A 15038-nucleotide genomic window follows, 5' to 3' on the forward strand; every position below is an offset into this window, starting at 1 on the left:
AGCGCACATTGGTGCGCTTTTTTCGTTTAAACTGCTTTCTACACTGCATTTTTCCAAAAAAGCATTTCAAAGGAATTCAAAGTATTTCAATTAAAATGGTGCCCCTATTGGTGCCCCATTTTTAATAGTAATTTGGGGCACCGAATTTCCAAAAAGACTTGTGAGACATGGGTTTTAGGGAATCAAATGTGTTTTCTCTGGTAGTTGCCAGGGGAGATTTTTGATCACTTAAAAGTGCAGGAAATGAAAAGTAACCAAAAACTTTTAATAATGTTTTGGATCAAAAAATCCAAAGCAACTAAAGATGGAAAGGCTCCACTTTATGCAAGAATTACAATTGACGGCGAGGATGAAGAAATAGCAGTAAGCCGCAAATGCCATCCCGAATTTTGGGATACTGATATTAAACGGGTAACAGAATCGTCGGCTGAAGCCAGGATTACCAATCTCAGTATCGCTGAAATTGAACTAAATCTCGAACGGCAATTCATTGTTCTACAGAGCCAGCATGAAAAAATCACGCCTTTAATGCTTAAAAATGTCTACCTAGGCTTACCTGTCAATTTTGATAAGTCTGTTACTCCAATTGTGGAAGATAAAAAGGAGACAACTTTATTAGAGGTATATACGGACTTTATAAATAGATTCCAGAAGCAGGTAATCAAAGGAAAAAGGTCGAAAGAAACATTAAAACACTGGAATTCAGCAAAAAAGAAAGTAGCTGAATTTATCAAGTTTCAATATTCCGCTACAGAGGTAAATCTGTTAGATATAAAATTTTCATTTGCAGAGAAGTATTATGACTACATGACGCTGGAGGTTGATAAACCGCTTTCGGAAGTCTCAGCAAAAGGCCATATCAAGAAGCTCAAGCAAATACTTAAAGGTTGCGTTTCTAAGGAGTACATAACCAAAAATCCAATCCAGGATTTTAAATGCAGTGGTGGTGAAAAGGACGTGGAACCATTGGAAATGGAACAGGTTCAACGAATTTATTACAAAGACTTTGGTATAACAAGGTTAGAAGAAGTAAAAGACGCATTCATTTTCCAATGCTTTACAGGCTTTGCATATCAGGACGTTTATGCGTTATCCAGGGAGAATATTATAAAAGTCGGCAATACAGGGGAACTGTGGTTAATTAAAGACCGTGGGAAAACAAAGGTTTCCGAAATGGTTCCCATTCTGCCAATTGTTCAAGAAATCATTGATAAATATAAAAACCATCCTTATTGTATAGCGAACAATTGTCTACTACCTATAAACAGCAATGCCAGGTATAATGGATATCTGAAAGAAATTGCAGATATATGTGGCATACTTCCTATCAATGAAGATGATCATGGTCTTGGGACACACAAGGCACGTCACACATTTGCGGATATGATGCTTAATAATGGCGTTCCATTAGAAGATGTAAGTAAAATGCTTGGTCACAAAAGTATCAGGACGACTCAGCGTTACTGTAAGGTGAGAAAGCATAGAATCAGTGAAAATATGGGAAAAGTAAAATCAATTTTATTTACCAGAGAAGGCAAGCTAAAAGAGGTTTCTTAGTTAGCAATGACTTTGACCAATGTAAACGAGACTTTGAATACAGTATTCAAAGTCTCGTTTTTAAAAAAATAGAATTTATGATTTAAGAAAAATATTATGAAGCGAATATTTGTAATGGGCGATATACATGGTGCTTTTAAAGCCCTTAATCAATGCCTGGAACGATCGGGATTTGATTATGAAAATGACATTTTGATTTCCCTTGGAGATATTACCGATGGATTTCCCGAAGTCTACGAGTGCGTAGAAGAATTACTAAAGATTAAAAATCTTATCCCCATTAAAGGCAATCATGATGATTGGTTTATGGAATTTATAAACACTGACTTTCACCCATATTATTGGACTTACGGTGGTAAAGGAACCTTAATTTCGTACCTGGAGCACTCAGAAAAGAAAGGAAAATATTTTGCAACTGGAAGTGGTTACAAAACATCGTTGGATTCAAAAGATATCCCCCAAAGGCACAAAGACTTTTTTAATAACCAGTTGTTATATCACATTGATGAAAAAAATCGGTGCTTTATACATGCCGGATTTGATCGCAATATTCCTTTCTACGATCAAAGAAAAGAAGTTTACTATTGGAATAGGCAGCTTTGGCTTGATGCCGTAGAACAAAAAGAATCTGGTGGCGAGAAGGTTAAATTCAATATTGCAACAAAATTCAGGGAGATTTACATCGGCCACTCACCAACTACACGTTTCGGAACAAACAAGCCGATGAAACGGTACAATATCATAAACATGGATACTGGAGCGGGACATTCGGGAAAGTTGACTATTATGGATATTGATTCAAAATTCTTTTGGCAATCTGATTCAGTAACAGAATTGTACGCCGAAAATTATAGAGATTAGTCGTTTTGTGTTAGCATGGCACTAAATTTTGTTCCAAATCCAATGCCATGCTGTCATTTTCCAGTTCTTTATCGTTTTGTTCGCCCTATTAGACCAACCACATTTATCGTAATGGTTATAAAATTCTAAGGCTGTTTTTTCGGTCAAACCCATTTGTATAAACCAGGCAATAACATGGGTTCGACAAGGTGGAATGTCTTTGCCGAAACCCTCATTTTTGAAACCCTCATTCATTTTTTATTGGTCTTATGTTGCTCGAACATGTTATGAATATCCTCACGGTCATAATAGATAGCCCCGCCAATTTTCATAAACGAAATTACTTTGCTGTTCCGCAGCGTCTGCAAGGTTCCGGCAGATATTTCAAGCAATTTCATGACCTCGCGTGACTTCATCCATTTCTTTAAGGTCGGATGTGTGTTCTCTTTTAATAAGTATTTTATTTCCTGAACCAACAGACTTCTAAAATGCTCAAGGTCTTCTTTGGTTACCAATTCATCTAACCGTGGCCTACTGCCCCCTCTGTTTTCTTCTGCCCCCATACTCTTTGCATTTTCTCTTCACTAATTGTTAATCTGATACTACTTGCTTTACCTCCGAAAAAAGAGGGACAATACTTGAGGTAACCAAATTCATTTAAGTCAATGATTACCTTGCAATATGTTATCCTGCTTGAAATTTTTGCCACCGACATCACCTGTTCTGAAAAGACCTTCAATTCCGGTTCACATCCTGTTTTGATCCATAAGGAGTATAGTGCGGCAAACACAGCAACATGGGTGATGCGTATCCTCGGATCACCTGCTATCGCATCAAAAAAGGTTTCATAATGATTGCTGCACATCCCATCCTCTATTAGTGTATTTTCATCCTGTTCCTGACTTCCCTTTTCTGTTCGGGAGTCGTTTCCTCTTTGATAACCCTGGCAGTATGTCGAAATTGAATAACATTTTTAGATGATCCATAAATATTAAGGGATTGAGTTTGCGGGTTAGCTTCGACCTGAACTTTTTTCCCATTCACTTCTATCATCACCTGGTCACCGTTTTTCAAAGCTTCAATTATCTTTTCTTTCTGTTCGGGTGATTGTAAATCTTTGGTCTTTAATTTTTCAAGCTCCCTTTCGATGTCATACCCATAACCTGAGGGAAATACTTTAGTCCGGAAATTGCCGTCCGGAAATTTATCATTGAAATCGAGTTGAACCCATTCCTTTTGTAAATAAACCGACCTTCCACATAACAAGTTATATGCTTGCTGACCTGTTATATATTCATTCATTCCATTTTTACCGATAGACACGGATCTATCCGGCATTTCGCCGTTTGCTCTTTTCAATGATGCCTCGTAGCCATCGAATTGGTATTGTCCGGTTTGGTCAGCCTTAAAGTTGAGATTGAAATCCATCCGGTCATCCTTATTGACATAATAGGTAACAGGGATTGAAAACTCCCTGTTACCTTGCTGAATTTTTATTTCAACCAAATGGTTACTTTGAGCAAAACCCATCAGGGAAACCTCGGACTTTAATTGATCAATATTAGCAGCAGTGCTGTTCCTGATATGTTGCAGTCTTTGGTTAACAGAAATAGATTTACTGATCCGGTAGAACATCCTTTTAAAAAAGCCGGGAAATAAATTGCGTTCCAAATCCCTCCTGTTTTTTTGAAGGACTTTTAGCGCAATTCTTTCATCAGTGTTAGATGTCTCTTTGTACTTTAATGCAAGCCCCTCCAGATATTCCAACTTTTCTTTTAAAAATGGAGAACTCTTAATCACATCACCATCAAATAACTTTTCAAATCGCTGTTCCCGGTTCTTCCATCTTAATAGATCCTGTTCTATTCTACCTAACTCATTTTCCATCTTAATCTATTTTCGAAAGGTCAACTCATTACAATTTCAGGCACGAATCCGCTGACTATTTTCCTTCTTTTTACTTCCGTCTTCTTCTCCTTCATTCTTTTTTTCAGCATTTTTATTCTCTTTACTTTCGCTTTGTGACTGGTTTTCCTTTTGATCGGTTTCCTGAGAAAGATTTTCGGTTGTCGCCTCCTGCCTTTTCAAGGAAAGAAGTACAGGTTTCATATCCTTATCATATTGGTTGATCACATCATGCTTTGGATTGGCCTCAAAAAACATTTTGTCTATGGTGCCATCCGGCTTTTTGTAATCAGTTAACTGGATATTCCCCCTCTTTAACGAATCGAAGAAATCTTTGGCTGTTTTCTCGTTTTCCAGTACCGGCAATGGATATCCCTCGAATTTCTTTTCAAGATCATAATTGTATTCTTTAACCACCGGGCACACACCGTTTTGATCCGGCTTAGTAAAATCGATATATTCCCAGGCGTTATACTTCCTGTTATTGTTAGGTTCTTTTGCATCAACAAATACATAGTCCTTGTTCACTGCCCGGCCTTCCATCTGGTTAAAAGCTTCCTTGAAGGTTAACGTACTGTTTATCCATTGTTTTTTGTCTTGACCTTCTGCATCTTTAACCACCACGGGATTCGCCCATTTAAATTGATACTTCCTGGTGTAGTCCGGCTGCCCTTCACGTTTCACGGTCATGTCATAGTCTTTGGCAAAATAGTTACCCTTTTGAGACAATTCGCAGTTTGGTTTTGCAGTGGCGGTAGCTTTATCAAAGATTTTTGTAAGCTGAAGGGAAAAGGCATCTTGCCCATTCATATTACGGATCAGCTCTTCACGGGAAATCTCCTTCATGTCGCTGTAAAAAAATTGCTCTTCCAGAGCCTTCAAATTCTCCTCTTTCATAATCGTAAACTTTTATTTGTTGTTTTGAAATTTTCTCTTGCTTGGTTCTATTTCCAGTTTAGGTTTACCAGATTTATTTTACTGCCCTTGCTCCTACTATCAGTTTATTCTTAATATTCAGCTCCAGGTTACGCCCACCTTTTTGCTCCATCAGTTGAATGATGAGCAGCTTTTTATCAGGGATTGTAAATTTTGGAATACCAACAACTATGGTCTGCCTGCTCTGCCCCCGGATGATCCTTGCATTACCGGTAACCTGTTGTGGCTGTAGTTCCGTCTCCTGGGCTGCTGTACGCTTTGCTTTTTTCTGATCGCGGATAAAAAACCTGAGTTGATCAATATCATAAGGGATGTTTGAAGTGTTCTCTAATCCAAGCTGGAAGTAAAGTATCTGACCCTTAATATATATACCATCAAGTTTCAAACTGATATTATACTTAGCATCTTTGAATCCAGTTAGCACAGGGGACTTTGTGGAAACCTGCTCTGCGAAATCCTGTACATTGGCTTCGTTATCATTCATTACAGAAAACTTTGCCTGACCGTCCGTCGAACCTGCCTTAGAACCTGCTTGAATATTCAATGCCACCGGCCTTTCAGTATAATTGACAACATAAGAATATAGTTTGCCATCTGCCGTGATTACGGTAAGGTTTGTTTCACCGAAACCCTGTACCGCTGCCTTAACCTGAAGGATGTTTTCTACCCCTTTTGCAATTTGTACCATAATATCCTTGCTACCTTTATCCACACTCTTTACCGCATATGGGAATATAAGATTGGTGGTTTTTAAATAGGTAACGGATAGCGCCTCCGGCTGAATTGTCTCTGATTGGGGTACATATTTTTGCGCGTTTGCTAACACGCCGTTTAAAAGGATAAAACCCGTTATCCATACTACACTGATCTTTTTCACATTTCCGAATTTAAATTATCAATTTGTTTTTTTTATCTACCATTCATCTTTTTGCTGGTCATCCCGTAACAGCACTTTGTATCCAGCCTTCACCATAACCTTTATCAATTTGATCTTTTTACTGAACAGGGATTTTGCAGCCTCAATTCCGGCACCAGCTGCCTGCACGCCTAACGACTGATCAAAAGTATTCATCCCGATAGCTTGTATGGTTTGATCCGCAGACTGCTTAGCAACGTCTCTTGCAATTGCTCCCGGGATATAAATACCATCCAGGCCATCTATATCAAATACCGAAAGCTTTACAGGGAAGAGTGATTTTTTATAGCGGAGACTTTTTATTTTTATGGTAAGCCGTTCCCCTTCCAATGAAACGGTACCATATACAAAATTGTCTTTCGGGATCAGCGTGCCTTTAACATCAATGGTATCTAACAGCCGTAACTTCACAGTCGAACCATTGACCAACACCTGATTTTCGTGAACAACTGCCTCTACTGCATTTTGCATCACCACATCGGGCATGTTAGACTCCAGGCCAAAAAACCCGGTACCTTCCTGTGGATCACTAACCGCAACACTTCCTTTGCTTTCCAAAAATGATATACGGTCTTTTTGCCCTGCTGTAGTTACTGCAAATACCTGCCCTTTTCGACTATCTTCCGATTGCTTTATTTTTTCCTTTACCCGTTCCGGATGTTGAATGTCCAGTATTTTTTCCAGCATATTATTAAGCTGTTTAGTCTCCGGATCATCACCGTTGCCGCTCTCCTGCATGCTTTGCATCATCTGTTCGAGCCGATCCACATCTCCTGGAGCAATAGAAGGCTGTTGCCTTGTATTATTTAAACGGCCTCCATACGGCGAACTGTAATTCTGTTGCTGATTCAACGCATTGTTCAATGCGCCCAGCTTTTCGTAAATCCTGGCTTCGTTATCATTTACACGATTTTGATTTGGCAATCCAGTAAGGGGACCAGGATAACCCTGTATAACTGTTCCGCCCAATGCCCCGCCGGTTGAATTTTGTGGATTTGCAGCGAAAGTATCGTTTGCACTTTCCTTTCGTTGTTGAACAGAATCCGTAGATGCCTTATCATAATAGGCCATCTTATCCATAGCCTTGTTGTCAAAATGGGCATCCGGCAAATCGGGGTTAAGCCCTTTTGTTACCTCAAGTGCAACAGGTGTACTTTGCCGCCCTCCGCCCAGGGCATAAAAGCCCAGTGTAAGAAAAGGGAGGATAAGTATCGGCAGCATCAACAGAAATTTTTTCCTTTGTCTGTGATTTGTTTGTTGATTCATCATTTCCATCTTTTTGATTTTTAATTGTGATTATCTTCCTTTACTTCAATAGTGCTTCCAGTTGATTTAAACTGTCCAGTAATCCCGGTCGTTGTTTTAATAAACTATCCCTGGTCTTTCTACCTGATGCTGACATTCCCAAACTATCTAAATACGTATGGAACTTCCTCAGACGTAACAACATCAGCGTATCCTTAATATTTTCATCTTCTGTTTTATACGTTTGGATCAAGGGTTTATGGATACTTCCAATTCTAAGCAACGGGCTATCAGCTTCATTTAACGCTGAATAAACTAATAAGCCAGCATAACCTGTCATCGTCAGGGTTATCAATATCACATAAACTTTCATTGACCTGGTACTTAAGCCGGAAGTAATATTTCGCATTCCGATGGCCCATTTCCCCTGTACCTTCAGGATAATCAAGGCAATTCGTTCTGCCAATCCATTCCTCACGTTATCCCTTTCTGACTGCGTTTTTTTATTCTTTCCCATCACTTACCTCGTTTTAATATTGATGTCCTTATTTTCAATGATGTTCCATCGTTCAATCAGGAAGCCATGCGGGTTGTTGTCTGACCGGGATACCGTCCTTAACAGGCCGTCTGCAATAAGGCTACGCGTTACAATAGTTGTGGCGCGGGTGATAACCTGTTTTCCAAAGAACCTGAATATATATGGCTGTTGGTCAAGGTTCAATGTGATGCTATCCATACTCACGACCTGGCTTAAATTGCCACTGATAATATTGCTGTAGTAATTGCTTTCTTTAAGGTTGTCGTACTCCTTTTTTGCCGATCCGTCTGCCAGATACAATGCCCTTGTGACATTGGCTTCAATAAGTTTCTCATCCGGTGAAAGCGTAAAAAAGAACTCATGAAAGGTGCGGATATGGTCCCTGGCCTCTACCGGGATATTGTCTTTCCTTTCAGAAGCATAAGCCTCCAGGACTTTTCCATTCGAGATCACATAGACCTTGCTTTGCAGTATGTTTACCATCTCAAAGGCTTTGTAAATTGTTAGTCCGCATAACAATACAGCAAGCAAAATCATTACTATAGAAAATCTTTTGATGTGCCTGAATGCTGTGTCGATATTCTTTGTCTTAGTAAACATATCCTGGTTGTTTATTTATCGTTTCCACTAATCTTATTTCCCATATAACCGCCAGGCTTACCGATATGACTTTTATCGGCATCTACCCAACCACTGCCTCCACTGTTACCCATGCTTCCTGCTGCCCCTTTAGCAGCATTCTTAAAGCCACTACCGACCGTGCCAGCCGCAGAAGTAGTAGCGGCCATACCAGTATTCCCCATATTGTTTGCGGAAATAGATGTGAGGCTGGTTATTTTCTGTAGCATAGCACCACCTCCACCGGCGTTGACAATTGAATTAGCTACTGAGGGAACAGTAAAATATCCTACGATCCCAATGAGCATAAAAATTAAGTATCCGGTATCTGTCGAACTAAAGAAAGTATCACCCGTTTGCTCAATCTGACCTATATCATGGATCAGCATCTGCTCCTGGATTTTTCCAATGATGGCACCGAAAATATTCGCAACTGGTAGCCAGAGAAATACGTTCATATATTTTGCAATCCACGCAGTAAGTGTATGCTGAAACCCATCAAAGACTGCGATCCCAAATACAAGTGGACCGAGTATTGCCAACACGATCAGTTGAAAAGTCCTGAGGGTATTAATGCAAAGAGCTGCTGCCTGGAAGACTACCTGAAGGATCTCCGACATCCATTGCTTAATGGTATTGCGGAATTTATAAGACATTTTCTCCATCGCAAACCGCATATCCGTACCGATACTTTCAACCATACCCTGCTCGGAGGGATCGGCGTTATTGTGCGTGTAACGATACCAGCGGTCAATATCACCTTCGTTGTTTTCACCGACGAACATTTTCCAGGTATCAGATTCCTTTACCTTTTTCTCCTTTTCCTTTAATAATTCTGCTACCGCTTGGTCCGTATTTTTAACCATAGCGGAAGTTCCTGTGACCGTTGGTTGCATAATCCCGTTAATCATACCCAGGACTGAAGGAAAAATGAGTACGCAGAAACCAAGTACAAATGGCCGGAACAAAGGATAAAAATCTATCGGCTCTGCGTTTGCAAGATGCCTCCATATCCTTGTAGCGATATACCAGGTTGCTGCAAATCCAGCAATACCACGTCCTACACCAATAAGCTGACTGCACATCGGAATCATCTCGTTATAGAGCTGTTCCAGTACGGATTGAAGGCTGCCAATATCTTCTGCCAAACCGCTTTGGGCATGGCTTATAGCAGGGAATAAGATTCCCGTTACCGCAAAAAATGCGGTAGTTAAATATTTTTTCATTTTCTTTAGTTACCGTTTTAGCCCTGACAATTTCTTTATCCCCTCTATGTCGTGTAGTTCCTTATTGCGTTGAAGGGCAAGCATGGAAGTATTGTTGTTAAAATCACGTAGAAAAGAAAGCTTGTCTTCCATATCTACATAAATACGGTCGATGGCCTTTATTCGTTCATCATCGCTCATGCGCAATTTTCCCGCTGTTACTATTGTGGTCAGTTCTTCCAGGTTGTCGATACTTTGTTTGAATAACCTTTCATAAATTTTCTCCATATACAGGATCTCTGTAGTGCTGAAAGCCTTTGCCGACTTAAACCTTTTAATAGCGGCCTTATATTCTTTTACCAGCCGCATTTGATAGTTGATGATATCCGGTATCCTTTGATACTTTCGTACTTCAGGACTAACGGCAAGAAGGCCATCAAGAAATAGCTCATGCATCTTGAAATTACCTTCCGAAATGTTTTTGATCTTCCCATAGCCGTTGCTCACAATAGTATATCCCTTTTTAAGGTCACTCAGGATTGACTTTAGTTGCGTTAACTTCTCTATATTTAGCACCAATTGGGCGATTTCATCAGCCTGTGCCGAAGCCCTGAAATTGACACCGGCAAAGACTAACAGGAAAATGAATGTTGCAATGATCGTTTTCATAATTCACATTTAATGGTATCCACTTAATTGATTTGATATAAGTGCTTCTGCTGATCAATGTCCTTGATTTCAGAAGCTTTTTGGATGTTATGGATCGCTATTTCCGAGCTGAACGCTTTCGTAAAGCGGTACTGGCTTTGTGATTTAAGGAAGAGTTCATCTATCCTCAGTATACGTTCATCATCCTTCATTTCCAGTTTGCCATCAGTGATCACCGCCTCCAGCTCATCCAGAGTTGCTATGCAGTCTTTTTGTAACTTGTCATACACGCTAACTAAATACTCTTTTTCATTCTTACTTAGTGTTGCTGCCTTCGCTATAACTTTTTTGCTATTCGCTGTCTCGGTTCTTATATCATCCTGAATGGCAATAATATCATTGGTACGTTTGTAGTTCCTGACTAAAGGATTTACATTCCTCAGGGAATTAAAATGCAAACGGTGCAGGTTTATATCACCGTCTTTAATTTGCCCGATAGTATTTAATCCTTGTTGCGCCAGCTTGTATCCTTTTTTAACATAGCTGCCATATACCTTCAAAGCAGCTATCTGCTCCAAAAGGTATTTTCGTTGGGTGCTCTTTTGCCGGAACCATTCCCCGAACGTCTGTGCCTTTACTGCCGACCCTATGGCTAATGCAATGATCAATAATGCTGTTCTTTTCATCTTTCCCCTTTTTATGACCTATTACTTAATCCCGTACAACGTTTTAACCGTTTTGATATCCTGCTCACTCTTAGCCCTTTTCAGACTGAGCATCGCATTCTGATTATTAAAAATTAAAAGGTCAGTATAGTTTTGCTCCGTCTTTTCCGCAGCGGAAGCGATAATCTCCATTCGTTTTGCATCGGTCATCTGGGTCTTAAAGGAATTTGCTACCATCAACATCTGGTCGATATTCTTTACTGTTTCTCCGAGGATACCGGTATATACCTTGCCCATGTACTCGATTTCTTTGGCCGTAAAATGCTTATCGTTTCTAAGGAGTTTCCAAGCGCGGTTATAGGCTTCAACCAATTTTGTTTGCTGCTGCGTAATATCCCGGATCTTCTGGTAATAGCTGATCACAGTCTTTACTTTACCAAGCTCATCGAAATATTCCTTGTAGATTTCCCTTTGCTTCTCAGTCCAGTCAGAAATATCATCGAGTTTTACTTTAGACATGGCATTTTCCAAAGTCTTCTGCGCATTTTGCAACCAGATTACTTTGTTTTGCTGGCGCTGGATTTTCAGGTCAATAGCTTTGATCACTTTTTTGATGGCCGCCTTTGCCGCATCTATTATTGGTATCTGGGCATTTGATCCCTGTGAGGTAATAAGTAATAAGCCTAACATTAATGCTACTTTTAAACTCTTTTTCATAACAATTGCTCTTATTTTAAATCATTAACCAATGCTGCAATACCTTTCTGCACGCTGCCATAGCGTTTCGCATACTCTGCAACCTTTACTTTCTCTGTCTGCTCAGTGGTATAGGCATAATACTCTTCCGGTGATACCTCTGTTCGATACACTTTGCTTGACATCCCTCCCAGACTGATAAATACCTCTTTGTACTTTCTCATCGGGTCGTTTGCCTTATTGACAGAAAGTACCAACGCCTTTTCTTTTTCGGTGAGGCCGAGCAGTTCCTGTATTGCATCAAACTTGTTCTGGTATTTACTCTGATCCAATAATATCTTACAATCCGCGTTATTGATGATCGCCTGCTTTACAACAGGTGAGCTGATAATATCTTCGATTTCCTGCGTAACTACTATTGCCTCTCCGAAAAATTTACGTACCGTTTTAAACAGGTATTTAATGTATTCTGCAAAGCCTTCTTTCATCAGCGCTTTCCACGCTTCTTCAATTAGTATCATTTTACGGATGCCTTTCAGCTTTCTCATTTTATTGATAAAGACTTCCATGATGATGATCGTAACTACCGGGAACAAAATCGGATGGTCTTTTATATTGTCTAGCTCGAATACTATCAATCGTTCCTGTAACAAGTTCAGGTTCTCTGTGGCATTGAGCAGGTAGTCAAATTCGCCTCCTTTATAATACGGGCGCAGGACATACAAAAAGTTGTTGATGTCAAAATCCTTTTCCTTTACCTGATCATCTGTTAATTCAGATATGTAGTACTCTTTCAGGAAGCTGTAAAAACTATTGAAGCATGCGAATACTTCAGGATGTGCATTTAAATAACCATAGTATCCACTAATAGCATTAGATAATGCCACGTATTCGCTGCGTTTAAATTCTTCATCATCTTTTTTCCATAAGGCCAGCAATAAGGTTTTGATACTTTCCTTCTTCTCCGTATCGAGGTTATCCCCTTTGCCGATATAAAAGGGATTGAACCGGATCGGGTTGCTTTCTTCATAAGTAAAATAGTAACCGCCAACCATGTCGCATAACCCTTTGTAACTGTGGCCCACATCTACAAGGACGACATGGGTTCCCTGTTCATAATAAGAGCGTACCATGTGGTTGGTAAAGAATGACTTTCCGCTACCTGACGGACCCAAAATGAATTTATTCCTATTCGTACAAATACCCTTCTGCATCGGTTCATCGGAGATATCGACATGAATCGGCTTACCTGTAAGCCTGTCGCCAAGACGGATACCTACGGGGCTGAGCGAACTTCTGTAACCGGTTTCCAGGTTAAAAAAACAACTCGCCTGCTCTGAAAAGGTATCGAAGGTGTCATTCATCGGGAAGTCAGCTTCATTTCCCGGAATGCCTGCCCAGAATATTTGTGCCGCGCCTGACGTCTCCTGTTTGGCTACCGCATCCATCTGTGCCATTGCAGAACTTACCTGGTTTTTAAGGTCTTTCAGACCCTCTTTGTCATTTGTCCAGACGAGTAGGTTATAATGTGCTTTTACAGGTAATCTTTGTTGACCGATTGCTTCATTTAAAAAATCATTCGTTGCATCCCTGGATATGCTATTTTCCCTGCTGTAGGCAGAAAGCGATTGAAGGCGAAGCCTTTTACTTTCCAGCTTCTGCAAGGTCTTATTCGCATCCTCTATAAATACGTATTGATTATAAATGTGGTTACAGGGAAGTAATTGCCCGATTGCACCTGCAAATCCAATTGAAAATTTTGTCCTGTCAGAGCTGTATTTGTCGTAATTTATCCTGCTACCACACAGTGAAGGGAGATCGGCAGCATCCCCAAGGGTATATAGATGGCAAAATTGGGAACCAACCTGTATATTATCATCGAACCTGATATCTTTTATTAAAAAGGTATCCTGCTCTTCAGCCAGAAAGGTATATTGTTCAATAATGCCCATTTTCCTTTTGTGGCTGTACAGGTCGTCATCTCTCAACCTGGTTAGTTTCATGAAGCCGCTATCTTCTAGTATTTGCCTTAATTGACCACAGCAACCTAAAAAATCTTGTAACATAGCTGGGTTCAACGTTTGCTCCGGTACAATACTTCTTCTGAGTAGATTGGAAAACAAAGAGCTTCCTCCTTTTCTGCCTAATGGTTTCTTAGTAAGGAACAGGTAACAGCTATGGTCCAGGAATGGACGTTCATTAAAGAAACGTTCACTGCTTCTGGAAAGAAAACTGTTGTCCTTACCTGAGAAATCCGGTTTATATTTTGTGTCCCGGAACCAATCCTGTTTATGGAGGATACTATGTTTGGGCAGTACTTTGATCGCTTTAACCCATGCCTGATGAAACGCCTCGTATTCGTTATCAGATAAGGTAAATATTTCCGGGAGTTCGACCTTGAACGCAACTGTGATGTCTCCCTGTTTACTTAAAATACAATCGTGTTCTATACCCATAATGGGCATTAATTCATCCAACCACTTTTCCATCTGCACATTTTTTTTTGCTACTACCTACAACTTATTCTTTACCCCAATACTCTGTTTTTGCTGCTCCTTGTTTTCCATAATCAGCTTAGGGATACCAGTGACTGATAATAGATAAATCGGGACCTCGAATTGTTTCTGCACCGGATAGAAATTGATGAACGTACGCTCATCCAGTCCGTTTTCACGGGCCACGGCAACAGGATCAATATGCAATTCAAATGGTAAGGCAACCAGGACTACATCTGGAGGCAATTCTGTAATATTCTCAGGAAGGTCTATCTTCGTTTTAGATGGAATATGATAAAAGAAAAAGTATTTATGTCCTGTCCTGTCCATATCCAGATCCCTCAGGCTAATGTTTCTCCAGGGTTCTTTGGTAAGTCTCAATTCCCTCAGGCGCCAATCATAGGTATACTCATCCTTTTTGATCATTGCGGTGGGTAGTACTCCTAGCAACCTTTCCTGAAACAGGGTTTCAGAACATCGTAGATCCCTGTCCTGCTTTGGTACTTGTGTTATCTCAATGTTGTACTTGATTGCAATGCCTTCTGCATCAGCCTCAACCATTTGAGGCACTTTAATAAGCATTGTATTTGCGCCATATTCTGAAAGGCATTTGTGCACCGGGCTATACTTACCCTCGTAATGCGTACCCATGTTTGTCATATCATATATTGATATCGTATTCAACGGCTCATCCTTCTGTCTTAATTCGGCGAATGCAACGTCATAAAAGAACATTGTACCCTTTAGATCTATTTCTGGTAATTTCCTTTCCAT

Annotated in this window: 16 protein-coding genes; 2 read left to right on the forward strand and 14 right to left on the reverse strand. The window is 40.1% G+C overall.

Going from position 1 to position 15038, the window contains the following annotated elements; genetic code table 11:
* Positions 1–270 precede the first annotated feature (270 nt).
* Together J1905_RS07285 and J1905_RS07290 are read left to right on the forward strand one after the other, a co-directional pair.
* Positions 271–1557, forward strand: coding sequence for a site-specific integrase (locus J1905_RS07285; RefSeq protein ID WP_214226612.1), 1287 nt, complete (start codon positions 271–273; stop codon positions 1555–1557).
* 96 nt (positions 1558–1653) lie between these two features.
* On the forward strand, positions 1654–2418 hold the full coding sequence (locus J1905_RS07290; RefSeq protein ID WP_214226613.1) for a metallophosphoesterase: 765 nt from the start codon (positions 1654–1656) through the stop codon (positions 2416–2418).
* A 230-nt stretch (positions 2419–2648) separates the two neighbouring features.
* Here the strand turns inward: J1905_RS07290 and J1905_RS07295 are convergent, their stop codons facing one another.
* The 14 genes from J1905_RS07295 to J1905_RS07360 all read right to left on the reverse strand — a co-directional run bounded on the left by J1905_RS07295 (position 2649) and on the right by J1905_RS07360 (position 15038).
* Positions 2649–2960: a helix-turn-helix domain-containing protein gene (locus J1905_RS07295; RefSeq protein WP_214226614.1), complete on the reverse strand. Its 312-nt coding sequence runs from the start codon at positions 2958–2960 to the stop codon at positions 2649–2651.
* Positions 2918–3262, reverse strand: coding sequence for a hypothetical protein (locus J1905_RS07300; protein WP_214226615.1), 345 nt, complete (start codon positions 3260–3262; stop codon positions 2918–2920). Before J1905_RS07300 ends, J1905_RS07295 begins: the two co-directional genes overlap by 43 nt.
* Before the next feature lie 11 nt (positions 3263–3273).
* Positions 3274–4284 carry a hypothetical protein gene (locus tag J1905_RS07305; protein ID WP_214226616.1) on the reverse strand — a complete coding sequence of 337 codons (1011 nt, stop codon included), beginning with the start codon at positions 4282–4284 and terminating at the stop codon, positions 3274–3276.
* Between the two features lie 36 nt (positions 4285–4320).
* Positions 4321–5199, reverse strand: a complete 879-nt coding sequence (locus tag J1905_RS07310; RefSeq protein ID WP_214226617.1) for a hypothetical protein — start codon at positions 5197–5199, stop codon at positions 4321–4323.
* Between the two features lie 73 nt (positions 5200–5272).
* Complete coding sequence (gene traN / locus J1905_RS07315; protein ID WP_214226618.1) at positions 5273–6115, reverse strand: conjugative transposon protein TraN; 843 nt, start codon at positions 6113–6115, stop codon at positions 5273–5275.
* Between the two features lie 36 nt (positions 6116–6151).
* On the reverse strand, positions 6152–7423 hold the full coding sequence (traM, locus tag J1905_RS07320) for a conjugative transposon protein TraM (RefSeq protein ID WP_214226619.1): 1272 nt from the start codon (positions 7421–7423) through the stop codon (positions 6152–6154).
* A 37-nt stretch (positions 7424–7460) separates the two neighbouring features.
* Positions 7461–7916: a hypothetical protein gene (locus tag J1905_RS07325; RefSeq protein ID WP_214226620.1), complete on the reverse strand. Its 456-nt coding sequence runs from the start codon at positions 7914–7916 to the stop codon at positions 7461–7463.
* A gap of 3 nt (positions 7917–7919) precedes the next feature.
* Positions 7920–8537, reverse strand: a complete 618-nt coding sequence (gene traK / locus J1905_RS07330) for a conjugative transposon protein TraK (protein ID WP_214226621.1) — start codon at positions 8535–8537, stop codon at positions 7920–7922.
* A gap of 11 nt (positions 8538–8548) precedes the next feature.
* Positions 8549–9781, reverse strand: a complete 1233-nt coding sequence (gene traJ / locus J1905_RS07335) for a conjugative transposon protein TraJ (RefSeq protein ID WP_214226622.1) — start codon at positions 9779–9781, stop codon at positions 8549–8551.
* A gap of 9 nt (positions 9782–9790) precedes the next feature.
* A complete protein-coding gene (locus J1905_RS07340) occupies positions 9791–10429 on the reverse strand; it encodes a TerB family tellurite resistance protein (protein WP_214226623.1) in 639 nt (212 codons plus the stop codon).
* 23 nt (positions 10430–10452) lie between these two features.
* A complete protein-coding gene (locus J1905_RS07345; protein ID WP_214226624.1) occupies positions 10453–11094 on the reverse strand; it encodes a hypothetical protein in 642 nt (213 codons plus the stop codon).
* Positions 11095–11115: 21 nt separating this feature from the next.
* Positions 11116–11790, reverse strand: coding sequence for a conjugal transfer protein TraI (locus J1905_RS07350; protein ID WP_214226625.1), 675 nt, complete (start codon positions 11788–11790; stop codon positions 11116–11118).
* Positions 11791–11801: 11 nt separating this feature from the next.
* On the reverse strand, positions 11802–14258 hold the full coding sequence (locus tag J1905_RS07355; RefSeq protein WP_214226626.1) for a TraG family conjugative transposon ATPase: 2457 nt from the start codon (positions 14256–14258) through the stop codon (positions 11802–11804).
* Positions 14259–14282: 24 nt separating this feature from the next.
* On the reverse strand, positions 14283–15038 hold the full coding sequence (locus J1905_RS07360; RefSeq protein ID WP_214226627.1) for a hypothetical protein: 756 nt from the start codon (positions 15036–15038) through the stop codon (positions 14283–14285).

Origin of the sequence: Pedobacter sp. B4-66 (genome assembly GCF_018492665.1) — a bacterium.
Taxonomy (GTDB): domain Bacteria; phylum Bacteroidota; class Bacteroidia; order Sphingobacteriales; family Sphingobacteriaceae; genus Pedobacter.